The organism is Streptomyces speibonae, assembly GCF_984686075.1.
Genome location: NZ_OZ480260.1, coordinates 7652469 through 7674162, shown reverse-complemented (window position 1 = coordinate 7674162; position 21694 = coordinate 7652469). Strand labels below are relative to the sequence as shown.

Below are 21694 nucleotides of genomic sequence, written 5' to 3'. Positions count from 1 at the left end.
TCCCCGTTCCGCTCCCCGGGAACCGGGTCCGCCCGGGCTCAGACGTCGGCGGTGAAGGGCTGTTCGGTCCAGATGACCTTGCCGGCCGAGGTGTGCCGGGTGCCCCACCGGTGGGCGAGCTGGGCCACGATCATCAGTCCCCGTCCGCCCTCGTCGGTGGTGCGCGCGTGGCGCGGCCGCGGTGAGGTGCCGCTGGCGTCGCGGACCTCGCAGACGAGGCCGCGGTCGCGGATCAGGCGCAGGCCGATCGGTCCGGAGGCGTAACGGATGGCGTTGGTGACCAGTTCGCTGACGATGAGCTCCGTGGTGAACTCGAGGCTGTCCAGGCCCCACTCCGTCAGCTGCCGCACCACGGCGGCGCGGGCGTCGCCGACGGCGGCCGGATCGCTGGGCAGGTCCCAGGAGGCGACCTGACGGGGCGGGAGGACCTTGGTCCGGGCGAGGAGCAGGGCGGCGTCGTCGGGCGGCGGGCCCGTCAGCAGCGTGTCGACCGCGCCCCGGCCGATCTCCTCCAGCGTCTGTGCGGGCCGCGTGAGCGCCTGCCCCAGCTGGGAGATCCCGTCGTCGATGTCCCGGCCGGCCGATTCGACGAGGCCGTCGGTGTAGAAGGCCAGCAGGCTGCCCTCGGCGATCTCCAGTTCGACGGACTCGAACGGCAGGTATCCCAGACCGAGCGGCGGGCCCGCGGGCAGGTCCAGTACCTCGGCGGGGCGGCCGGGCGTCACCAGGACCGGTGGGAGGTGCCCCGCGCGGGCCAGGGTGCACCGGCTGCCGACGGGGTCGTACACGGCGTACAGGCAGGTCGCCCCCATGAACCCGGCGCCCTCGGCGGCGTCCGGCTCGTGGGCGTCGTGCGCTCCCATGAGACCGATGACCAGGTCGTCGAGGTGGGCGAGCAGTTCGTCGGGAGGCAGGTCGAGGTTGGCGAGCGTGCGCACCGCGGCGCGCAGGCGTCCCATGGTGGCCGCGGCGTTCATGCCGTGGCCGACGACGTCGCCGACGACGAGGGCGACCCGGGCCCCGGAGAGCGGGATGACGTCGAACCAGTCGCCGCCCACGCCGCTGGGGACACCGGCGGGCTGGTACCACGAGGCGACGTCGAGCGCCGATCCCCCGGACAGGGCCTGCGGCAGCAGGAACTGCTGCATGGCGCGGGAGGCGCTGCGCTCGCGGGTGAAGCGGCGGGCGTTGTCGACGCACACCGCCGCGCGGGAGACGATCTCCTCGGCGAGGCGCACGTCGTCGTCCTCGAAGGGGGCGGAGCCGCGGGAGCGGGCGAAGGTCGCCACGCCCAGGGTGACGCCGCGTGCCCGCACCGGCACCACCATCAGCGAGCGGAAGTCGTACTTCAGCAGGGAGGCGCCCAGCGAGGGGTCCTCGGTCACCCACGGGCTGGCGGTGCGGTCCAGGGTGCGTTCCACCAGGGTCCTGCTCTCCAGCAGGCAGTGGGTCACGGGCGAGGACGGGGCGCGGCGTACGGCCTCGCCGACGGCCAGGCTGCCCTCGGGGCACCCCGGGCGCACGGACGCCTGGCCCGCGCGGCGGATCACCGGCGCGAGGCCGACCGGCCCGGGGGCGGGCTCCTCGCCCCGCATCACGGAGTCCAGCAGGTCGACCGCGACGAAGTCGGCGAGGGCCGGCACGGCCTCGTCGGCCAGTTCCTGCGCGGTCCGGCGCACGTCCAGGGTGCTGCCGATGCGGGCGCCGGCGTCGTTGAGCAGCGCCAGCCGCTGCTGTGCCCGCCGGCGTTCGGTGACGTCGATGAGCATGTACAGGATGCCCACGGTGCGGTCGCGGCGGTCCCGCATCCCGAAGAAGGACGCGGACATGGCACGGGCGTGCTCGCCTTCTTCGCTGATGGTGGTGACGAACTCGCAGTCCATCACGGGGCGCCCCGTCTGGAGGACGGTCCGCATCTTCTCCTGGAAGAGGGCGGCCTCCGCGGGCGGCAGTACCTCGTGCACCTGACGTCCCAGCCGGTCCCCCAGGGGGACCAGACGGTCCAGGGGCTCGTTGACCCAGACGTAGCGCAGGTCGGTGTCGAGGACCGCGAGGCCGACCGGGGCGTGGGCGAGGAACGAGGTGAGCATCAGCTGGCTCATGCCTCCCCCGGGCATGCGCCAGAAGGCCCGTTTCGGCGGCCGGCCGACGTACCGGCCGAACAGGAGGGCGGCGACCGTGGCGACCAGGACGCCCGGGACCATTTCGTAGACCCCCGATTCCAGCGGTCCGAGCAGCGGGTTGATCCGGCCCCACAGCAGCACCGTGCCGGCGCCGGACACGATGCCGGCCATGGCTCCGGCCCAGGTCATGCGGGGCCAGTACAGCGACAGCAGGACCACCGGGCCGAAGGCGGCCCCGAAGCCGGCCCAGGCGTGGGCGACGAGACTCAGCACGGCGTCACCTCTGAAGGCGATGGCGAAGGCCACGACGATCACCAGGACCACCGTGCCGCGCCCCACCCACACCAGTGTCCGGTCGTCGGCGCGGCGATTGAGGAAGGCCCGGTAGAAGTCCTCGGTCAGGGCCACGGACGACACCAGGAGCTGGCTGTCGGCGGTGGAGATGACGGCGGCGAGCACGGCGATCAGCATCACGCCGGCGACCCACGGGTTGAGCAGCGTCCGCGCCAGTTCGATGTACACGGTGTCGGGGTCGGACAGCGACGGGACCAGCTCCCCGATCCCGGTCAGGCCGACGAGGGTGGCGCCGGCGAGCACCACCACGACCCACGCGGTGCCGATGCGGCGAGCGGCGGGAACGTCGCGGACGCTGCGGATGCTCATGAAGCGGGCCAGGATGTGGGGCTGCCCGAAGTATCCGAGGCCCCAGGCGAGCAGCGAGACGATCGCCACGGCACCCAGGGCGCCGTCGGCCGACCAGAGACCGCCCCCGTAGTCGACCAGGGCTCCGGGGTCCCGCAGGGCCGGTTCCCTGCTGTCGAGGGCCTTGCCCAGGCCGCCGAAGCCGCCGAGGGACGCGATGGCGGTCGCGGGCAGCACGACCAGGGCGACGAACATGAGCGTCGCCTGCAGGACGTGGGTCAGGCTCACCGCCAGGAAGCCGCCCAGGGCCGAATAGATGACGATGACCAGGGCGGTGACGGTGACGCCCAGCCCGAAACGCACGTCGAAGACGGTGTTGAACAGCAGCCCGCCCGCCACCAGACCGCTGCTGACGTAGAGGGTGAAGAAGACCAGCGTCACCGCGGCCGAGACGAGTCTGAGCGTCCGGGTGCGGTCCTCGAACCGCTCCTCCAGATAGGCCGACAGACTGACCGCGTTCCTGGCCCGCTCGGTGTAGGTGCGCAGCCTGGGCGCGACGAAGAGCCAGTTCAGATAGGTGCCGGCGGCCAGACCGAGCGCGATCCACGCGGAGCCGATGCCCGCCGCGTAGACGGCGCCGGGCAGGGCCAGGAACAGCCAGCCGGACATGTCGCTGGCCCCCGCGGACAGGGCGGCGACGGGCGGCCGGAGGCGGCGCCCGCCGAGGGCGAAGTCGGAGAACGTGCGCGTGCGGGTGCAGGCCCAGACACCCGTGGCGACCATGACGACCACGTACAGCGCGAACATGGTGACGATCGGCGCACTCAAGTTGAGCATAGGGTCCTCGCCCGGGCTGTCCCCGATCAGGGGCACACCCATCGGTCGGGCCGGCGGTTCCGCACTTTGGCGTCAAATCTACAGATAGAGAACATCTACAACCACGTGGATGCCCGGTTCACGGGTTTCCTGACCACAGGACGACGGCCCGGAACCATTTCTCGCACCACCTCCTGATAGCTTCTACATCACTGTAGAAACGGCGGGAGTCCGGAGCGGCACGCCCCGGGCGCCCCTCCCGACACGTACGGAGTTCTCATGGCCCTGTGGGACCGCCTCAAGGAGTCTGCGTCCCAGATGCAGACCCAGCTGACGGCGAAGAAGAACGACCTCAAGAGCGGTGCGTTCCGCGACGCGAGCATGGCGATGTGCGCGCTGGTGGCGGCCGCGGACGGTACGGTCGACCCGTCCGAGCGGCAGCGCGTGGCCCAGCTCATCGCCACCAACGAGGTGCTGCAGAACTTCCCCGCCGACGACCTGCGCCGCCGCTTCGAGGAGAACCTCGGCAAGCTCACCGCCGACTTCGCCTTCGGCAAGGTGAGCGTCCTTCAGGAGGTCGCCAAGGCGAAGAAGAAGCCCGCGGAGGCGCGGGCCGTGATCCAGATCGGCATCGTCATCGGCGGCGCCGACGGCGACTTCGACAAGAACGAGCGCGCCGTGGTCCGCGAGGCGTGCTACGCCCTCGACCTGCCGCCGCACGAGTTCGACCTCTGACCGTCCCGGGGCGCGCGCGGCGGGCCGCCGGCGGTCCGCCCCGGCCGTGGACCGCCGCCGCCCGGGTCACAGCGGGGTCGCCGCGTAGAGGATGCGGACCATCGTCACCGTGGAGTTCGCCGACGCCATCGCCGACAGGGCCGCCCCCGCGGCCGCGCCCCACGCGGCCAGCCCCACCAGGGTGAACAAGGGCGGCCAGCGCCGTACCGCCGGGGCGGGCGCGAGCAGCGCCGCCACCCGGCGCGGCACCGGCCCGGGGGCGGCGAAGCACGCCAGGGTGGCGACCGGGGTGCCCCGCGACACCAGGGCCGCCCTGCCGATCGCCTGCGCCACGGTGCGGCGGCTGCCGACGCTCCGTGCCGCGTCCTCATCCGCCCACCGCTCCGCCGTGTAGGCCACCGCCGTGCGCAGCGGCCGCAGGAAGGGGTTGACCCGCGCGGCCAGCCGGACGGCGAGGAGGAAGCGGTGGTGGCCGGCCGCGAGATGGGCCCGTTCGTGCGCGAACAGCGCCCGGCGCTCGGCCGGTGCGAGGCTCCGCAGCATCCCGGTGGTGACCACCACGCGGCCCCCGCGCCGGCCCGGCAGCGCATAGGCGTAGGGCTCGGCGTCCGGCAGGACCGCCACCCGTGTCCCCCGCAGCCCGGCCAGGGCCCGGTGGGCGCGGCGGCGCACCCGGGCGTGCCGCCACAGCGTCCGGCCGCACGCCCCCAGCACCGCGCCCAAGGCGGGGATCGCGGCTTTGCCGACGACCTCGTCCCAGGGGACCGCGGCGCGCACCTCGGGGTCCGACCAGCCGTCGGGCAGCGGGTTCCCGGGCAGTTGGGCGGTGCCGACCACCATCACCAGCGCCAGGCAGACCGTGCTGCACACCGCCATCACCGCCGCCACCCCGGTCAGCAGCCGGGTCGCGGTGCGCGGGTGCAGCCGGTGCTCCGCGAGGCGGGCGATCGGCCACGCCGTCAGGGGCAGCACGAGCGGCAGAAAGACGAACACGCCCATGACGGCTCAGTCGTCCCCTTCGTCGCCCTGCCGGGTCAGCAGGTCCCGCAGGAGGCGTTCGTCGTCGGGCGAGAGGCCGGTGACGAAGCTGGCCAGCACGGCCTCCCGGTCGCTCTCGGCGTCGAGGACCCTGCGCATCCGGTGGGCGGCCAGGCCCGCCCGGTCCGACGCGGAGGTCCAGGCGAAGGACCGGCCGGTGCGCTCCCGGGTGACCGCGCCCTTGGCCAGCAGCCTGGTCAGGATGGTGATCACGGTCGTATGGGCGAGATCCCCGCCGAGGCGCTGCCGCACCCAGCCGGCCGTCGCCGGGCCGTCCGCCTCCCGCAGCGCCGCCAGGACGAGCGACTCCAGCTCGCCCTGCCCCCGGCGCCGGGAACGCTGCCGCTCCGCCACTCCGTGCCTCCCTTCCGTCACCTCCGGTCACCCGGGCGGTCATCGTATAGACGCCCGCCGGCACGGTCCGCGCGGGCCCCGGGAACCCGGGCGGGACTCGTCACTCTCCGAGGGGAGCGTAATGAATCGGACATTCGGGAAGGCGGTGAAGGTGGATGAGGAGGAGCGACGGGCTGCGCGGGACGGCCGGCCCGACGGGTCGGCCGACTTCTCATCGGCGCCGGCGCGTCCCATGATGAGTGCGTGACCGGCCACCACGGACGCCCCGTCCCCGACATCGGCATCGACACCCCGGGAATCCGGCCGACCAGCCCCGGGACGACCAGGATCGACAACCGAGCAGTACCTACTCTGACCAGGTAAAATACCGGTTGGGGGCCGCCCGCTCGTCTCACCAGGAGGTATCGATGAAGATGCTGATCAACGTTCCGGAGACCGTGGTCGCGGACGCGTTGCGCGGAATGGCGGCGGCGCATCCCGAACTGGCGGTGGACGTGGAGAACCGCGTGATCGTCCGCAAGGACGCCCCGGTCGCCGGAAAGGTGGGCCTGGTGTCCGGCGGGGGCTCCGGTCACGAGCCGCTGCACGGCGGGTTCGTCGGGCCGGGGATGCTGTCGGCGGCCTGTCCCGGCGAGGTGTTCACCTCCCCCGTGCCCGACCAGATGGTGCGCGCCGCTGCGGCCGTGGACAGCGGCGCCGGGGTGCTGTTCATCGTGAAGAACTACACCGGTGACGTGCTCAACTTCGACATGGCCGCGGAGCTGGCCGAGGACGAGGGCATCCAGGTCGCCAAGGTGCTGGTCAACGACGACGTGGCGGTGACCGACAGCCTGTACACGGCGGGCCGCCGCGGCACCGGTGCCACGCTGTTCGTGGAGAAGATCGCGGGCGCCGCGGCCGACGCGGGCATGCCGCTGGAGCGGGTGGAGGCGATCGCCCGGCAGGTCAACGAGAACTCCCGCACCTTCGGCGTGGCGCTGAGCGCCTGTACCACTCCGTCCAAGGGCAGCCCCACCTTCGACCTCCCCGAAGGCGAGCTGGAGCTGGGCATCGGCATTCACGGCGAGCCCGGCCGGGAGCGGCGGCCGATGATGACGTCCGGCGAGATCGCCGAGGCCGCCCTGGACGCGATCCTGGACGACCTCACTCCGCGCAACCCCGTCCTGGTGCTGGTCAACGGGATGGGCGCCACCCCGCTGCTGGAGCTGTACGGCTTCAACGCCGAGGTGCAGCGGGTGCTCGGTGAGCGCGGCGTCCCGGTGGCCCGCGTCCTCGTCGGCAACTACGTCACGTCCCTCGACATGGCGGGCGCCTCGGTCACCCTGTGTCAGGTCGACGAGGAGCTGCTGGGGCTGTGGGACGCGCCGGTGCGCACTCCGGGGCTGCGCTGGGGCATGTGAGGGAAGCGGGCACCGCGCCGTTCGGACATACCCCTACCACGCAAGGAGTTCCCGTTGCTCGATGCCGACTTCTTCCGCCGCTGGATGACGGTCACCGCCGCTGCCGTGGACCGGGAGGCGGGGCGGCTCACCGCCCTGGACTCGCCGATCGGGGACGCGGACCACGGCAGCAACCTCCAGCGGGGGTTCCGGGCGGTGCGCGACGCGCTGGAGAAGGAGCCGCCGGCCACCCCGGGGACGGTGCTGATCCAGGCGGGACGTCTGCTCGTCTCGACGGTGGGCGGCGCCTCCGGTCCCTTGTACGGCACGCTGCTGCGCCGCACCGGGAAGGCGCTCGGGGACGCGTCCGAGGTGGACGAGCGCAGCCTGGCCGAGGCGCTGCGCGCCGGGGTGGACGCGGTGATGCAGCTCGGCGGCGCCGCGCCGGGCGACAAGACGATGATCGACGCGCTGATGCCCGCGGTGGACGCGCTCGGCGACTCCTTCACCGCGGCCCGGGACGCCGCGGCGGCGGGTGCGGTGGCGACCACGCCGCTGCGGGCGCGCAAGGGCAGGGCGAGCTATCTGGGCGAGCGCAGTATCGGGCACCAGGACCCGGGCGCCACCTCGGCGGCGCTGCTGATCGCCGCGCTCGTCGACGCCGCGGCGGCCCCGGAGGCCGGTGGTGAGTGACGGGAAACGGGTGGGGGTCGTGCTGGTGTCGCACAGCGCGACGGTCGCGGCCTCGGTGGCGGAGCTGGCCAAGGGGCTGGCAGGCGCCGGCAGCGAGGTGCCGGTGGTCCCCGCGGGCGGCACGGAGAGCGGCGGCTTCGGCACCAGTGCCGAGCTGATCTCCGCGGCGGCGGCGTCGGCCGACCGCGGGGCCGGGGTCGCGGTGCTGGCCGATCTGGGCAGTGCGGTGCTCACCGTGAAGGCGCTGCTCGCCGAGGGGGACGAACTGCCCGCGCACACCCGGCTGGTGGACGCGCCGTTCGTCGAGGGCGCGGTGGCCGCGGTGGTCACGGCATCGACGGGGGCGGACCTGGCCGCGGTGGAGGCGGCCGCGACGGAGGCGTACGCGTACCGGAAGGTGTGAGGGGAGCGGGTGCGGCCGTGCCGTTCCCGGTCAGCCGTCACCGCCGACGAACTCGCGGGCCAGCCGCTCGCCCTGCGCGACCGCGGCCCCGGGGTCCTCGATGGGGGTCGCCCTGCTGTTCTTGAACACGATGTAGGTGACCCCGGAAGGGGTGCCGCCGGAGCGCGGGTCCGGGTCGATGCCGAGCGACTCGGCGGCGGCGTACGACGCCTCGCCGATGATGCCGGCGGGTCCGGTGTCGCCGACGACCGCGTAGCGGACCCGGTCGCGGTACACCATCGCCGCGACCGATCCGCCGCGCACGCCGTGGGCGCGGTGGTTCCACACGGTGCTGGGGGCGGGCACCACCACATAGGGCAGCCGCTCCGAGCTCAGCGGCCGGCCGTCGGACTGGGCGAAGGCGGTGGAGGCGGAGAAGTACGGGTCGGTGGAGGCATTGCAGCGGCGGCCGGGGCGGCCGTCGCAGTCGATGTCCATGTCGGCCTTCCAGAAGACGGCGTCAGGGGTGCCGCACACGCGTACGGTGGCCCGGGAGCTCTGGTCCTTGCGGTAGCGGCCGCGCGAGACGGGCGTGCACGCGCTCACCTCGGCCAGCAGTTCGGCGGCGGTGACCGGCTCCGCGTGCCGGGGTGTCCCGCGGTCCGCCTGCCGGGTGGGGGCGGGATCCGGGCGGCGTACGAGTGCGGGGGCGGGGCGTCGCACGGAGACGGGCTCGGCACGGCGTGCGACCGGTTCGGTGCGCGGCTGGGGCGCGGCGGGGGGTGCCGGCGGGGCCAGCAGGGCGACACCGGCCATGGCCAGGGTGATCGACTGGACACGGGACACGTTCAAGGGGGCCTTCCGTCGGGGACACTGACGCACACTCACGGGCACTTTGCCCGATATACGCAGAATGGGACGGATTGACGGTCTCGACAGGGCCGGACGGCGCACGATCGCACCAGTGAGGGCGACAGGGGGCCGGGGCCCGAGCTCTGCTCCGCTCGGGCCGCCCGGCCGCCCGCACCGGCACGGGATCTGCGACGACAGCGGTCCGCGCCCGTAGATCGAACTCCCTTGCGACGTAAGGCGGTTCGACCCGTTCAGAGCTTCAGCATACGTAATGCGCGGCAATGCTCCGACCACCCGCTCCTCTTGATGCGACCGTGCCGGCGCCGCATATTGGTACAGACCATTGTGCGGACCGGTCCGTGCTCCACCCCGGGAGGCAGAGTCGTGCGTGGCGTTCCCCCAGCCGTGTCCCCGCGCCGCCTCCTCGCGCTCTGCGCCGTCCTCCTGCTGGCCGTCTCCTGCCGCTGGGGAGGGCAGGACGACGCGGGCGGCGAGCGGCCGCCCGGAGCACCCACCGGTGTCACGGCCCAGGCCGGCAGCGCCACCAGCGTGCACGTCATGTGGAACGCGGTCGCCGCCGCCGGCGCGGAGGTGGGCCGGTACGAGGTGTACCGGGGCACCACCAAGGTCAAGGACGTACCCGGCTCCGCGCACATGGTGGATGTGACCGGGCTCGAGCCCGCGGCCTCCCATGTGTTCACGGTGCGGGCCCGGGACACGGACGGGCGGCTCGGCCCGCCCAGCCGGCAGGTCCGGGCGACGACGCCCCCGGCGGCCGCCGCCGACGGCTCCCCGCCCACGCGGCCGGAGAGGTCGCGGGGCCGGGTGCTCGGGAGCCGGACGGTCCAGCTGTCGTGGTCCGCCGCGAAGGACGACCGGGACGTGGTGTCGTACGACATCCATCAGGGCGGCACGAAGATCCACAGTGTGGGCGGGAACCAGACCTCCGCCGTGGTCACCGGTCTGCGTCCGGGCACCCGCTATGTCTTCACCGTCCGGGCCCGGGACGCGGCCGGCCATCTCTCCCCGCCCGGCGCCGCCGTCCGTCTCACCACCGCGGGCGACGCGGCGGCCGGCGCAGGCACCGGCACCGGCACCGCGCCCACCGGCTTCCGGGCCACGACCGAGTGGTCCGACGGCGCCCACCATCTGGTGCTCACCTGGGCGCCCCCGCGCGTGGACGGCGCGGTCACCGAGTACGAGGTGCACCTGGACGGCCGTAACGCCACCTCCCTCGTGTACGGCGGCGAGCCACCGCGCGACCGGGCGACGTACCGCTGCTACCTGGGCCGGGAGGCGGGGGTCACGCACCGGGTGCGGATCCGGGCGAAGCTGCCGGACGGAACCTGGGGCGGCTTCTCGGCGGAGCGCACGGTGACGACGGGCTCCGGCGGCTGACGGGCCCTCAGGGTCTCGTGCCGGCCCGACCGGTTCGACCGGCCGGATCCCCCGCGCCCTCGGCCGCACGGAGGACGCCGTCACCTGCCCGGATGCCGCCGGAGTGCGCCCGGCTCCGGCTGCCCGTTGGCTTGCCTCGTGGCAGCACGGGCGCTCCCCGACCTCGGCGGCGCAAGGGATGTACCGCCGGCCGTGCCGCCGGAAGGCAGTCCACATGCGCATCTCGAAGCCCCTGCTCCGCTCCGGGCCGGTCGTGGCAGCCGCCGCCACGCTCGCCCTGACCTCGGCCGTCCCGGCCGCGGCGGCCGGGATCTCCGTCAGCACCAGCGGGTCGACGGTCTCGGTCACCACCAGTGCGTGCACCCAGATCAACAGCAACTGGGGCACCGCATCGCTGCTCAACAGCAGCCAGACGGACTTCTCGCAGGGCCGGCAGGTGGCGCTGTCGGGAACCACCGCAGGACAGTCCGCGGCCTGGTCGAACGTCGGCGCGGGCACCTACACGGTGATCGTGGTGTGCTCGAACGGCAGCACCGCCGGCACCCAGGCCGTCGTCGTCACGCCCGCGCCCAGCCCGTCGGTCACCCCCACCGCGTCCCCGACCCGCGGAGTGATGGGCGGCCTCGGCGGCGGCTCGACGGACTACGGCACGCTCACCCTGATCGCGGGTGGCTCGCTGGTCGGCACCGGCCTGCTCGCCACGGCCTGGTACCTGCGCCGGCGCGCCAAGCCGCGCCGCCTCTAGAGCGGGCGCCGGCCGCCATCACGTCCGATGCGCTCCGGTCGGGCGGCCGGCGCCACCCCGTCTCCGTGCGGCGCCCCCCTGTGCGGCGGTCACGTCTCCCGGGCGCCGGGCCGCTCCGGCTCCCCCTCGCCGGGCAGGCGGGAGAACTCCGACAGCGCGTGGTCGAGCCACTGGGTCCAGAAGGTCTCCAGGTCGATACCGGCCCGCAGCACCAGGTGTCGCAGCCGGTCCTGGGGTTCGTCCCTGCCGGGCGGGAAGTCGCGCCGCTCGATCTCCCGGTAGGTCTCCAGCTGCCGTGCGTGCAGCTCCCGGTGGCGGCGCAGATCCGTCTCCAGGCCCTCGGTCCCCACCACGGCCGCCGCCCTGAGCCGCAGCAGCATCGCGTCGCGGAGCGGCTTGGGGTCCTGGGACGCCGCGGTCCAGCGGGCCAGCTCCCGCCGTCCCGCCGGCAGTACCTCGTACGCCTTCTTCTGGCCCCTGGCCGGCTGCTCGGGGGCCAGGGCTCTGATCAGGCCCTCGGCCTCCAGTTTCCCGAGCTCGCGATAGATCTGCTGGTGCGTGGCGGACCAGAAGTAGCCGATCGACCTGTCGAACCGGCGGGTCAGCTCCAGCCCCGACGACGGCTTCTCGAGCAGGGCGGTGAGGATCGCGTGCGGGAGTGACATGGGCTCATCCTAGGGACGGGCCGCGCCTGCCCTACAGCGCCGCCGCCAGCTCCGTGCCCTGCTTGACGGCGCGATTGGCGTCCAGTTCGGCGGCCACGTCGGCGCCGCCGATCAGGTGGACGGGCCGTCCGGCGGCGACGAGGGCGTCGTACAGGTCGCGGCGCGGTTCCTGACCGGTGCACAGGACGATCGTGTCCACCTCGAGGACGGTGCTCTCGCCGTTGACCGTGAGGTGCAGCCCGGCGTCGTCGATCCGGTCGTAGCGCGCGCCGGGGACCATGGTGACCCCGCGGTGCCTGAGTTCGGTGCGGTGGATCCAGCCGGTGGTCCTGCCCAGTCCGGCGCCGACCTTGGACGTCTTGCGCTGGAGCAGGTGGACGGTGCGCGGCGGGGCGGGCCGCTCGGGTGCGGCGAGGCCGCCGGGGCCGCGGTAGTCGAGGTCGACGCCCCACTGCCGGAAGTACGTGGCCGGGTCTTCGTGCGCCTTGTCGCCGCCGTCGGTGAGGAACTCGGCGACGTCGAAGCCGATGCCGCCCGCGCCGAGGACGGCGACCCGGTCGCCGACGGGCGCGCCGTCGCGGAGCACGTCGAGGTAGCCGAGGACGCTCGGGTGGTCGACACCGGGTATCTCGGGGACGCGCGGGGTGACGCCGGTGGCGACCACGACCTCGTCGTAGCCGGTGACGTCGTCGGCGGTGACCCGGGTGTCCAGGCGTACGTCGACGGCGAGGTCGGCGAGGCGGGTGCGGAAGTAGCGCAGGGTCTCGTCGAACTCCTGCTTGCCGGGGACCTTGCGGGCGACGTTGAGCTGACCGCCGATCTCGCTCGAGGCGTCGAACAGGGTGACGTCGTGGCCGCGTTCGGCGGCGGAGACCGCGCAGGCGAGGCCGGCCGGCCCGGCGCCGACGACGGCGAGGCGCTTGCGGCGGCGGGTCGGGGAGAGCACCAGTTCGGTCTCGTGGCAGGCGCGCGGGTTGACCAGGCAGGAGGTGATCTGCCCGCTGAAGGTGTGGTCGAGGCAGGCCTGGTTGCACCCGATGCAGGTGTTGATCGCCTCGGGGCGGCCGTCGGCGGCCTTGGCGACGAAGTCGGGGTCGGCGAGCATCGGGCGGGCCATGGACACCATGTCCGCGGTGCCGTCGGCGAGCAGTTGCTCGGCGAGTTCGGGGGTGTTGATGCGGTTGGTGGTGACGAGCGGGACGGAGACCTCGCCCATGAGGCGCTTGGTGACCCAGGTGTAGGCGCCGCGCGGTACGGAGGTGGCGATGGTGGGGATGCGGGCCTCGTGCCAGCCGATGCCGGTGTTGATGAGGGTGGCGCCGGCCGCCTCGACGGCCTTGGCGAGGGTGATCACCTCGTCCAGGGTGGAACCGCCGGGGACCAGGTCGAGCATGGAGAGCCGGTAGATGACGATGAAGTCCTCGCCGACCGCCTCGCGCACCCGGCGGACGATCTCGACCGGGAAGCGCATCCGGTTCTCGTAGGAGCCGCCCCAGCGGTCGGTGCGGCGGTTGGTCGGTGCCGCGGTGAACTCGTTGATCAGATAGCCCTCGGAGCCCATGATCTCCACGCCGTCGTAGCCGGCCTGCCGGGCGAGGCGGGCGGCGCGGACGTAGTCGTCGATGGTGCGCTCCACCTCGGCGTCGGTGAGCTCGCGGGGCGGGAAGGGGCTGATCGGCGCCTGGAGGGGGCTGGGGGCGACCAGGTCCTGGTGGTAGGCGTACCGGCCGAAGTGCAGGATCTGCATCGCGATGCGGCCGCCCTCGCGGTGCACGGCCTCGGTGACGGTCCGGTGCCGCTCGGCCTCCGCCTCGGTGGTGAGCCGGGCGCCGCCCTCGTACGGCCGCCCCTCGTCGTTGGGGGCGATGCCGCCCGTGACGATGAGGCCGACGCCGCCGCGGGCGCGGGCGGCGTAGAACTCGGCCATGCGGGAGAACCCGTTCGCGGCCTCCTCGAGACCGACGTGCATGGAGCCCATGAGGACCCTGTTGGGCAGCGTGGTGAAGCCCAGGTCCAGCGGGGTCAGCAGGTGGGGGTAACGGCTCATCGGGCCCTCCGTGCGCGGTGTCGTGCCTGTAGTTGTAAGGCACGCGCACGGTTTTATGCAACTAGTTGCATAAGCGGGACGGAGGGCACAGGGGCCGACGAGGTGCCAGGGGCGTCACCGGCTTTCCAGGCGGACGTGCAGTTCCTCCTCCTGGTCACCGGGGACCGTGCTCAGGTCGTGCACGGTGAACAAGGAGTCCAGGGTGTCGCGGAACCGGTCGATCGCCCAGTAGCCGCCGTGCACGTCGGCGTCGACCGACGACGACAGCCTGACCGGTCCCGCACCGCCCTCGTGCGCGTCGGCGACGTCGAACGTGCCGAGCCACACCGTGGGCCGCGTCTCGTGGAACTCCTCGGGTACGTCGTCCGCGCACCGGTCGGACGCGAAGCACGCGCGCAGCGTGTCGAAGACGATCCGGGCGTCGTCCTTGCTGCATCCGCTGATCTCGACCGAGACGGATTCCGGATGCGGTTGCCGGGTGCCCATCGTGATCGCTCCTTTCGTGGCCCCCTGCCGTCCCCTCCCCCGGCCCTCCGCTCCTCATCAGCAAAGCACCACACGCGCCGGAGCACTACCCGCGCACCGCTGCGGCGGTGACACCGTCCCGGGGTACCCGCCACGATGGTGGGAGAAGCTGGAACCGGACAGCAGGAGCGGCGGAAATCAGCCCTCGCACGCGGTAGAACAAGGGGTGACGGCACGGTGACGGCGTGCCGTGGAATCGGCGAAGGCGGGGCGTGGGATGAATGCAGCGGGGCCGGCCCCGGCCGGCGGTGACGGGCCGGTACGCGGGCCGGTGCGTCCCAGCGGGCTGCTCGACGTGCTGCGCGTGGCCTCGGTGGTCCTGGACACCGAGGGGCGGGTGATGCTGTGGAGCCCGCAGGCCGAGGAACTGTTCGGGTACAGCGCGCAGGAGGCGCTCGGCCAGTACGCCGCCCGGATCATGGTCCACGAACAGCATCTCGACCTCGTGGTGAAGCTGTTCGCCGATGTCATGCGCACCGGCCGCAGCTGGGCCGGCGCCTTCCCGATCCGCCGCAAGGACGGCGGCACCCGTCTGGTGGAGTTCCGCAACATGCGGCTGCTGGACGAACGGGGCGAGGTGTACGCCCTCGGCCTCGCCGTGGACCAGTCGACCGTGCGCCGGCTGGAGCAGGACGTGGCCCTGTCCACCCGGATCGTCACCCAGTCCCCCATCGGACTCGCCGTCCTCGACAGCAATCTGCGGTACGTATCGGTGAACCCGGCGCTGGAGCAGATCAACGGCATCCCGGCCGAGGAGCACCTGGGCCGCACCATCCGGGAGGTGCTGCCCCTGGTCGACGCCGACGCGATCGAGGAGGCCGCGCGCCAGGTCCTCGACACCGGCCGGCCCTCCGTCGCGCGGGCCACCACCGGCCGTACCCCGGCCGATCCCGACCAGGACCACGCCTGGTCGGTCTCGCTGTACCGGCTGGAGAACGCGCTCGGCACGGTACTGGGGGTGGCCGTCTCGGTGGTCGACATCACCGAGCAGCACCGGGTCAACCTGGAGGCCGAGACGGCACGGCGCAGGCTCGCCGTGATCGCCGACGCCTCCGCCCGGATCGGCACCACCCTGGAGCTGGACCGGACGGCCGGCGAGCTCGCCGACGTCGCCGTGCCGGAACTGGCCGACGCGGCCGCGGTGGATCTCCTCGACGCGGTGGTGCGGGGCCGTCGCAGCACCCTCGGCCCCGCCGAGCCCGCGCTGATCCGGGCACTGGCCGTGCGCTCGGTGGACGTCTCCGGCGTCCTGCCGGCGGCCGACCCGCCGGGGCAGGTGACCCGGTACGCGCCGGACCGCCTGATCACCCAGTGCGTACGGACCGGGCTGCCTGTGATGGTTCCGCAGACGAAGGACGAGGACCTGGCGCGAATCGCCCGTTCCCCGGAGGCGGCCGAAGTGCTGGCCCGCTCGGGTGTCCACTCGTATCTCGCCGTGCCGCTGATCGCCCGCGGCGAGGTGCTCGGCGCCCTCGACCTCACCCGCACCCGCAACCCCCGTCCCTTCGACGAGGACGACCTGCTGCTCGCCCGGGAGCTGGCCTCCCGCGCGGCCGTGCAGATCGACAACGCCCGCTGGTACCAGAACGCCCGCGACACCGCCCTCACCCTGCAGCGGAGCCTGCTGCCGAGCCACCCGCCGGTGACCGGCGGGCTGGAGGTCGCCTCCCGCTACCAGCCGGCCGGAGCCACCAGCGAGGTGGGCGGGGACTGGTTCGACGTGATCCCGCTGGGGGAGGACAGGACCGCCCTCGTCGTGGGCGACGTGATGGGCAGCGGCATCCCCGCCGCGGCCACCATGGGCCGGCTGCGCACGGCGACCCACACCCTCGCCTCCCTCGGCCTCGACCCGGCCGTCCTCCTGGACCACCTGGACCGGATCACCTGCGGGCTGGACCAGGCGATCGCCACGTGCGTCTACGCCGTGCACGACCCGCGCGAGCGGCAGTGCGTCATCGCCAACGCCGGGCATCTGCCGCCCGCCCGGGTGCGGGCCGGTCACGCGCCCGAACTGCTCGATCTGCCCACCGGGGTGCCGCTCGGAGTGGGCGGGGTCGCGTTCTCCACGACCGTCGTCGAGCTGGCGCCGGGCGACCGGCTGGTGTTCTACACCGACGGCCTCGTCGAGACGCGCCGGGATCCGCTGGACGAGCGCCTGGACCAGCTGCTCACGCTGCTGGACAGCCCCGGTCGCTCCCTCGAGGAGGTCTGCGACCTGCTGCTGCGCACGCTGCACGAACCCGACAACTTCGACGACGTCGCTCTGCTGATCGCCCGGGCGATCATGCCGGGGGGCTGAGCGGCGGGGGCGGGGGGACGGCCTGGTGTACGGCCTGGTGTCCCTCTTGTTCTACGTCCTGACTCCGATCACGACGTGCGCGTGGCGCTCCTCGCACACGGCCAGGCGGGTGCGCAGGCCGGCGTCCGTGAAGGCGGCGACCGCGGCGGGGGCCTGACCGCTGCTCGTCTCCACCAGGAGACAGCCGCCGGGCGCCAGCCATCCGGGCGCCCCCGCGGCGACCCGGCGCAGCACGTCGAGGCCGTCCGCCCCGCCGTCGAGCGCGACGCGCGGCTCGTGGTCGCGGGCCTCCGGGGGCAGCAGACCGATCTCGTCGCTCGGCACGTACGGCACGTTCGCCGCGAGGATGTCGACGCGGCCCCGCAGACCGCCGGGGAGCGCGTCGAACAGGTCGCCGGTGTGGACCTGTCCGCCGAGCGCGGCGACATTGCGGCGGGCGCAGCGCACGGCGGCCGGGTCGATGTCCGCCGCGTGCAGCTCCGCCCGGCCGAGTCCGGCCGCCAGGGCCACGCCGACCGCGCCCGAGCCGCAGCACAGGTCCACGACGACGGTCGCCCGGGTTCGGCTTCGGGTTCCGGCCCTGGGTTGGGACTGGGGCCGTGTCTCGGCCAGGGCCTGTTCGACGAGGAACTCGGTGCGCCGGCGGGGTACGAAGACACCCGGTTCCACGGTGATCCGCAGGCCGCGGAACTCCGCCCAGCCGACGACGAGCTCGAGGGGCAGCCCGGCTGCCCGGCGTTCGACCAGCGCGGCGATGTCACGCGGGGTCGGCGCGGCGGCGATGATCAGTTCTGCCTCGTCCTCGGCGAAGACGCATCCGGCGGACCGGAGTGCGGTCACCACGGCGTCCCGGGAGGGCGGTGCGGAGGGGTGGGATGTCGGGTCGGACGTCGGGTGCGGGTGGGCGTGCGGGTGCGGGTGCGGGTGCGGGTGCGGCAAGGTAACGGGGCCTTTCGGTAGCCGAAGGGCGCTCTCCAGGTCACCTGGAGCCGCGTGACCGTGTCGCTTCGAGGGGAGAGCACCCGACCTGACAAGCGGTAATGGGTCTCACCTCCCTCGGCGTCCACGGCCGGGTCGGTCCGCAGCCGGACGGCCACATTACCCGACCGTCTCGGCACCACGTACGGTTGAACGCGGTAACACTTGAGCACCAACCGCAACGGAAATCGCCGATCACGTGAACATCACCCGTGGCTTCACCGGCCGCCCCCGCGTGGACGATCCCGGGCTGCCGCCCGGCCAGTACGACGCGCGGGACGAATGGCCCGTCCTGTCCGCCGAGGTCACCCCCGACCTCGCGCCCGCCGACTGGACCTTCCGGATCGACGGGCTGGTGGCGGAGCCCCGTACCTGGGACTGGGAGCAGGCGCACGCGCTGCCGGCCTCGTCGTACGAGGGCACCATCCACTGTGTGACGAGCTGGTCGAAGTTCGGGGTGCGGTTCGGCGGTGTCTCGCTGGACGCGTTCCTGACTGTGGTCCGGCCCCACGAGTCGGCCACCCATGTGGTCGCCTACGCGCACACCGGGTACACCACCAGCCTTCCGCTCGCCGATGTCACCGGCGGCCGGGCCTGGATCGTCTGGGAGTACGACGGCCGGCCGCTCCCCGCCGAGCACGGCGGTCCGGCGCGGCTGCTGGTGCCACATCTGTACTTCTGGAAGAGCGCCAAGTGGATCGCGGGGCTGCGGCTTCTCGACCACGACGAGCCGGGCTTCTGGGAGGGCAACGGCTACCACCCCCGCGGCAATCCCTGGGAGGAGCAGCGGTACTCCGGTGACTGAGACGAGGGACGCGGAGGTGGCCGGGGTGCGGGCGCGGGGGGCGTGGAGTGCGGCGGGTGCGGGTGCGCCGGGTGCGGGTCCGACGGGTGTTGCGGAGGGGTTTGCTCCGCCCACGCGGTTCGCCGTGCCGGGGCGCATCGGGGTGAGCGAGCAGACCGCCTCCGTGTGGCGCACGGCCACCCTGACCGGGATCCGCCGAGAGACCCCACGCGCGTCGACCTTCCGGTTCGCGGTTCCCGGCTGGCCGGGGCATGTTCCCGGTCAGCATCTGATGCTGCGGCTGACCGCCCCGGACGGGTATGTGGCGCAGCGCCACTATTCGATCGCGTCGACACCGGACGACTCCGAGCTCATCGAGCTTACGCTGGACCACGTGGAGGGCGGCGAGGTCTCGGGCTGGTTCCACACGGTGGCCCGACCCGGGGACCGGATCGAGGTGCGCGGTCCGCTCAGCGGCTTCTTCGCCTGGCCGGGCGACCGGCCCGCGCTGCTGGTGGGCGCCGGCTCCGGTGTGGTCCCCCTGATGTCGATGGTGCGGCACCACCGGGCGCGGAACATGACGCTTCCGCTCCGGCTGCTGGTGTCGGCCCGCTCTCCCGAGGAGCTGATCTACGCGCGCGAGCTCGGCGCGGAGACCATCCGCGTGTTCACCCGGAGCGCCCCGGAGGGTGTGCCGGTGGGACGTATGGCGGCCGCACATGTGGCGCCGTTCCTGGAGCAGCAGCCTGTTGGCGGGTGGGAGGCCTATGTGTGCGGCTCCAACTCCTTTGCCGAGCATGCCTCCAGGCTGTTGGTGGCGGCGGGCCAGCCCGTGGAGCGGATCCGGATCGAGCGGTTCGGCTGAGGGCGGTCGGGGGGAATGCGGGGGCGGACAGCAAGCGCTTGCTGCGGCGGCCACCTGGCGTTTTGTGGGGTGGTTCTAGCGGGACGGCGAGGGGGCCGCGTACGGTGACATGGCTTCGCACTGGCTCTGCACGAAGGCGGTCATCCATGGCATTGTTCGACCTTCCGCTCGACGAACTGCGCGCGTACCGCAGCGCGTCCACGGCGCCCGAGGACTTCGACGCGTTCTGGTCCAAGACGCTCGAGGAAGCACGCGCCCACGACCTCGACGCCCGCTTCGAGCCGGTCGACACCGGACTGTCGACGGTGCGGGTCCTCGACGTGACGTTCGCGGGGTTCGGCGGCCACCCCGTCAAGGGCTGGCTGATCCTGCCCGCCGACGCCGACGGGCCGCTGCCGCTGGTGGTGGAGTTCATCGGCTACGGAGGCGGCCGTGGACTGCCCCACGAGCATCTGCTGTGGGCGTCCACGGGCCGGGCGCACTTCGTGATGGACACCCGCGGGCAGGGCAGCGCCTGGGGCGGCGGGGGCGGCACCGCCGATCCGGTGGGCGGGGCTCCCGCGTACCCCGGGTTCATGACACGAGGGATCGATGCGCCCGAAAACTACTATTACCGGCGGGTGTTCACGGACGCCGTGCGTGCGGTGGAGGCGGCGCGGTCGCATCCGCTGACCGACGCGAGCCGCACGGTTGCCGTCGGCGGCAGCCAGGGCGGGGGGATCACCCTCGCCGTGGGCGGTCTGATTCCGGACCTTGCGGGGATCGCACCGGATGTGCCGTTCCTGTGCGACTTCCCGCGCGCCACGACGCTCACCGACCGGCAGCCGTACCGGGAGATCGGCCTCTACCTGAAGACGCACCGCGGGCGCTTCGAGGACGTGCTGCGCACGTTGTCCTACTTCGACGGCGTGCATTTCGCCACGCGCGGGAGTGCGCCTGCGCTGTTCTCGGCCGCACTGGAAGACCAGACGTGTCCGCCGTCGACGGTGTTCGGCGCCTTCAACGCCTGGGCGCACGAGGACAAGGCCATCGAGGTCTACGACTTCAACGACCACGAAGGCGGCGGGCCGTTCCAGGAAGCGGCCAAGCTGCGCTGGATGCGCTCGTACATCTGAGGGGTTGGTTTCGGCCGAAGTGCGGGGACGCCCTTCCGTGGTGGTGTAGACCAATGCTAGAAGTGGTTGCCCCATGAGTCCACACAACTACGGAACGTCACCAACAGGAGGGCGCGGCATGGCCCGCACCACCCCGCACGACCATCCGCTCGCCGAAGGGGATCCCCTCTACCGGAGGATCGCCACGAAGTTGCTCGGCGAGCTGCATGACGGGACCATACCGCCCGGCGAACGTCTGCCGGGAGAGCGGCAGTTGGCCGAGCACTTCGGGGTCAGCCGGGAGACCGTACGGCAGGCGCTGCAACTGCTGCGCCGTGACGGGCTGGTCGCGACGGACCGGCGGGGCAGCCATGCCGCGCTGCCCGGTGTGCCGGTCGAGACGCCGGCGTACTTCGGCTTCCCGCTGGGTGCCGGGGGCTCCACCCACTGCTCCGTGACCAGGGCCACCGTCGCCTGGGAGACACCGCCGCCCGGGCACGCGGAGGCGCTGGGGGTGGCGTCCGGCCGGCCGACGCTGGTGCACCGCTACTGGTCCGCTTCGGCCGACGGGCGGGAGTCGCGGACCGCGGTGACATCGTTTTCCGCGGTGGCGCTGGCGGAGGTGGAGGAGCTGTCCCGTTACCGTGACCGCGCGGACGGGACGTGCGCCGCGGAACTGCGGCGGGCCTACGACTGGATGCGGCGGGCGGGGCTGTCGCTGCACCACCGCGACACGATCACGCGGATCGCGGGGACACCGTCGGTGCGGGTCACCCGGCGGGTGCATGACCAGCACGCCCGGCCGCTGGAGATCACGGAACTGGTCATGGACGCTCAGGAGGAGGTCCTGGTCTACGAGTTCACGGTGCCGGCCGCGGTCTGACGCGGGCTGCGGGCCGCTGGCCGTATGCCTGCGGCGCCGCTGTCCCTCCGGTGGGGGTGCGCGTAGCGCCTACGGGGGGTGGGTGGTGCGGGGCCGTGCCGGGGGTGTACGTCCTCGGACTGGCGCGATTGAGCTTGTTGGTGGAAGTGCGGGGCGCGGACGCGCCAGCCACTGCGGGCGCACACCCCCGTCCCGTCCCCTCCCCGCCCTCCCCGCCGTCCGCGCCTGCCGCGCGCTGTCGGCGGCCTGCGGGCTGCGGGCTGCGGGCTGCGGGCTGCGCGCCGCCGCTCCCCGCGATCCGCGCCATCCGCGCCATCCGCGCGAGCCGCGCGAGCCGCGCGAGCCGCGCGAGCCGCGCGAGCCGCGGGCAGTCGTGCCGCTTGGGCGGCACGGGTGG

General features: G+C 73.3%; 19 protein-coding genes. 11 read left to right on the top strand and 8 right to left on the bottom strand.

Annotation, left to right across the window (positions count from 1 at the left end; genetic code table 11):
• Nucleotides 1–38: 38 nt before the first annotated feature.
• Complete coding sequence (gene putP / locus AC5L3C_RS34200) at nucleotides 39–3602, bottom strand: sodium/proline symporter PutP (protein ID WP_493652977.1); 3564 nt, start codon at nucleotides 3600–3602, stop codon at nucleotides 39–41.
• Nucleotides 3603–3860: 258 nt separating this feature from the next.
• Here putP and AC5L3C_RS34195 point away from each other — a divergent pair, with 258 nt between their 5' ends.
• Complete coding sequence (locus tag AC5L3C_RS34195) at nucleotides 3861–4316, top strand: tellurite resistance TerB family protein (protein ID WP_493652976.1); 456 nt, start codon at nucleotides 3861–3863, stop codon at nucleotides 4314–4316.
• A gap of 66 nt (nucleotides 4317–4382) precedes the next feature.
• Here AC5L3C_RS34195 and AC5L3C_RS34190 read toward each other — a convergent pair whose 3' ends face one another.
• Nucleotides 4383–5315, bottom strand: a complete 933-nt coding sequence (locus AC5L3C_RS34190) for a M56 family metallopeptidase (protein WP_493652975.1) — start codon at nucleotides 5313–5315, stop codon at nucleotides 4383–4385.
• Between the two features lie 6 nt (nucleotides 5316–5321).
• The gene (locus AC5L3C_RS34185; protein WP_493652974.1) at nucleotides 5322–5708 is read right to left on the bottom strand and encodes a BlaI/MecI/CopY family transcriptional regulator; all 387 of its coding nucleotides are present in this window, start codon (nucleotides 5706–5708) and stop codon (nucleotides 5322–5324) included.
• A gap of 407 nt (nucleotides 5709–6115) precedes the next feature.
• Here AC5L3C_RS34185 and dhaK point away from each other — a divergent pair, with 407 nt between their 5' ends.
• The 3 genes from dhaK to AC5L3C_RS34170 are packed head-to-tail and all read left to right on the top strand — an operon-like array spanning nucleotide 6116 to nucleotide 8183.
• A complete protein-coding gene (gene dhaK / locus AC5L3C_RS34180; protein ID WP_493652973.1) occupies nucleotides 6116–7108 on the top strand; it encodes a dihydroxyacetone kinase subunit DhaK in 993 nt (330 codons plus the stop codon).
• A 54-nt stretch (nucleotides 7109–7162) separates the two neighbouring features.
• A complete protein-coding gene (gene dhaL / locus AC5L3C_RS34175; protein WP_493652972.1) occupies nucleotides 7163–7780 on the top strand; it encodes a dihydroxyacetone kinase subunit DhaL in 618 nt (205 codons plus the stop codon).
• Nucleotides 7773–8183 carry a PTS-dependent dihydroxyacetone kinase phosphotransferase subunit DhaM gene (locus AC5L3C_RS34170; protein ID WP_493652971.1) on the top strand — a complete coding sequence of 137 codons (411 nt, stop codon included), beginning with the start codon at nucleotides 7773–7775 and terminating at the stop codon, nucleotides 8181–8183. Before dhaL ends, AC5L3C_RS34170 begins: the two co-directional genes overlap by 8 nt.
• A 30-nt stretch (nucleotides 8184–8213) precedes the next feature.
• Here the strand turns inward: AC5L3C_RS34170 and AC5L3C_RS34165 are convergent, their stop codons facing one another.
• Nucleotides 8214–8978 carry a glycoside hydrolase family 75 protein gene (locus tag AC5L3C_RS34165; RefSeq protein ID WP_493654143.1) on the bottom strand — a complete coding sequence of 255 codons (765 nt, stop codon included), beginning with the start codon at nucleotides 8976–8978 and terminating at the stop codon, nucleotides 8214–8216.
• 420 nt (nucleotides 8979–9398) lie between these two features.
• Here AC5L3C_RS34165 and AC5L3C_RS34160 point away from each other — a divergent pair, with 420 nt between their 5' ends.
• Entirely contained in the window at nucleotides 9399–10412 is a 1014-nt protein-coding gene (locus AC5L3C_RS34160) for a fibronectin type III domain-containing protein (protein WP_493652970.1), read from the top strand.
• A 214-nt stretch (nucleotides 10413–10626) separates the two neighbouring features.
• Entirely contained in the window at nucleotides 10627–11157 is a 531-nt protein-coding gene (locus AC5L3C_RS34155) for a hypothetical protein (RefSeq protein ID WP_493652969.1), read from the top strand.
• Between the two features lie 89 nt (nucleotides 11158–11246).
• On the opposite strand, the gene AC5L3C_RS34150 is transcribed toward AC5L3C_RS34155, so the two are convergent.
• The 3 genes from AC5L3C_RS34150 to AC5L3C_RS34140 form a co-directional block, all read right to left on the bottom strand.
• Nucleotides 11247–11822 (bottom strand): PadR family transcriptional regulator, encoded by a 576-nt coding sequence (locus AC5L3C_RS34150; RefSeq protein WP_493652968.1) that lies wholly within the window; start codon nucleotides 11820–11822, stop codon nucleotides 11247–11249.
• A 31-nt stretch (nucleotides 11823–11853) separates the two neighbouring features.
• Nucleotides 11854–13869, bottom strand: coding sequence for an FAD-dependent oxidoreductase (locus AC5L3C_RS34145; RefSeq protein WP_493652967.1), 2016 nt, complete (start codon nucleotides 13867–13869; stop codon nucleotides 11854–11856).
• 114 nt (nucleotides 13870–13983) lie between these two features.
• A complete protein-coding gene (locus AC5L3C_RS34140; RefSeq protein ID WP_493652966.1) occupies nucleotides 13984–14355 on the bottom strand; it encodes a hypothetical protein in 372 nt (123 codons plus the stop codon).
• 256 nt (nucleotides 14356–14611) lie between these two features.
• Between AC5L3C_RS34140 and AC5L3C_RS34135 the strand changes: the two genes are divergently transcribed.
• On the top strand, nucleotides 14612–16693 hold the full coding sequence (locus tag AC5L3C_RS34135; protein ID WP_493652965.1) for a SpoIIE family protein phosphatase: 2082 nt from the start codon (nucleotides 14612–14614) through the stop codon (nucleotides 16691–16693).
• A gap of 51 nt (nucleotides 16694–16744) precedes the next feature.
• Here the strand turns inward: AC5L3C_RS34135 and AC5L3C_RS34130 are convergent, their stop codons facing one another.
• The gene (locus tag AC5L3C_RS34130) at nucleotides 16745–17533 is read right to left on the bottom strand and encodes a putative protein N(5)-glutamine methyltransferase (RefSeq protein ID WP_493652964.1); all 789 of its coding nucleotides are present in this window, start codon (nucleotides 17531–17533) and stop codon (nucleotides 16745–16747) included.
• A 337-nt stretch (nucleotides 17534–17870) separates the two neighbouring features.
• Here AC5L3C_RS34130 and AC5L3C_RS34125 point away from each other — a divergent pair, with 337 nt between their 5' ends.
• The 4 genes from AC5L3C_RS34125 to AC5L3C_RS34110 all read left to right on the top strand — a co-directional run bounded on the left by AC5L3C_RS34125 (nucleotide 17871) and on the right by AC5L3C_RS34110 (nucleotide 21297).
• A complete protein-coding gene (locus AC5L3C_RS34125; protein WP_493652963.1) occupies nucleotides 17871–18476 on the top strand; it encodes a sulfite oxidase-like oxidoreductase in 606 nt (201 codons plus the stop codon).
• A gap of 124 nt (nucleotides 18477–18600) precedes the next feature.
• Complete coding sequence (locus AC5L3C_RS34120) at nucleotides 18601–19320, top strand: ferredoxin reductase (RefSeq protein ID WP_493654142.1); 720 nt, start codon at nucleotides 18601–18603, stop codon at nucleotides 19318–19320.
• Between the two features lie 146 nt (nucleotides 19321–19466).
• Nucleotides 19467–20435 (top strand): acetylxylan esterase, encoded by a 969-nt coding sequence (locus tag AC5L3C_RS34115; protein WP_493652962.1) that lies wholly within the window; start codon nucleotides 19467–19469, stop codon nucleotides 20433–20435.
• Between the two features lie 118 nt (nucleotides 20436–20553).
• Nucleotides 20554–21297 carry a GntR family transcriptional regulator gene (locus tag AC5L3C_RS34110; RefSeq protein WP_493652961.1) on the top strand — a complete coding sequence of 248 codons (744 nt, stop codon included), beginning with the start codon at nucleotides 20554–20556 and terminating at the stop codon, nucleotides 21295–21297.
• Nucleotides 21298–21694 lie beyond the last annotated feature (397 nt).

Bases quoted from the DNA above. Each gene is read 5' to 3' on its own strand.
- AC5L3C_RS34145 (WP_493652967.1), bottom strand. From the start codon at position 13,869: ATGAGCCGTTACCCCCACCTGCTGACCCCGCTGGACCTGGGCTTCACC.
- AC5L3C_RS34165 (WP_493654143.1), bottom strand. From the start codon at position 8,978: ATGGCCGGTGTCGCCCTGCTGGCCCCGCCGGCACCCCCCGCCGCGCCC.
- AC5L3C_RS34110 (WP_493652961.1), top strand. From the start codon at position 20,554: ATGGCCCGCACCACCCCGCACGACCATCCGCTCGCCGAAGGGGATCCC.
- putP (WP_493652977.1), bottom strand. From the start codon at position 3,602: ATGCTCAACTTGAGTGCGCCGATCGTCACCATGTTCGCGCTGTACGTG.
- AC5L3C_RS34115 (WP_493652962.1), top strand. From the start codon at position 19,467: ATGGCATTGTTCGACCTTCCGCTCGACGAACTGCGCGCGTACCGCAGC.
- AC5L3C_RS34150 (WP_493652968.1), bottom strand. From the start codon at position 11,822: ATGTCACTCCCGCACGCGATCCTCACCGCCCTGCTCGAGAAGCCGTCG.
- dhaK (WP_493652973.1), top strand. From the start codon at position 6,116: ATGAAGATGCTGATCAACGTTCCGGAGACCGTGGTCGCGGACGCGTTG.
- AC5L3C_RS34190 (WP_493652975.1), bottom strand. From the start codon at position 5,315: ATGGGCGTGTTCGTCTTTCTGCCGCTCGTGCTGCCCCTGACGGCGTGG.
- AC5L3C_RS34135 (WP_493652965.1), top strand. From the start codon at position 14,612: ATGAATGCAGCGGGGCCGGCCCCGGCCGGCGGTGACGGGCCGGTACGC.
- AC5L3C_RS34140 (WP_493652966.1), bottom strand. From the start codon at position 14,355: ATGGGCACCCGGCAACCGCATCCGGAATCCGTCTCGGTCGAGATCAGC.
- AC5L3C_RS34195 (WP_493652976.1), top strand. From the start codon at position 3,861: ATGGCCCTGTGGGACCGCCTCAAGGAGTCTGCGTCCCAGATGCAGACC.
- AC5L3C_RS34155 (WP_493652969.1), top strand. From the start codon at position 10,627: ATGCGCATCTCGAAGCCCCTGCTCCGCTCCGGGCCGGTCGTGGCAGCC.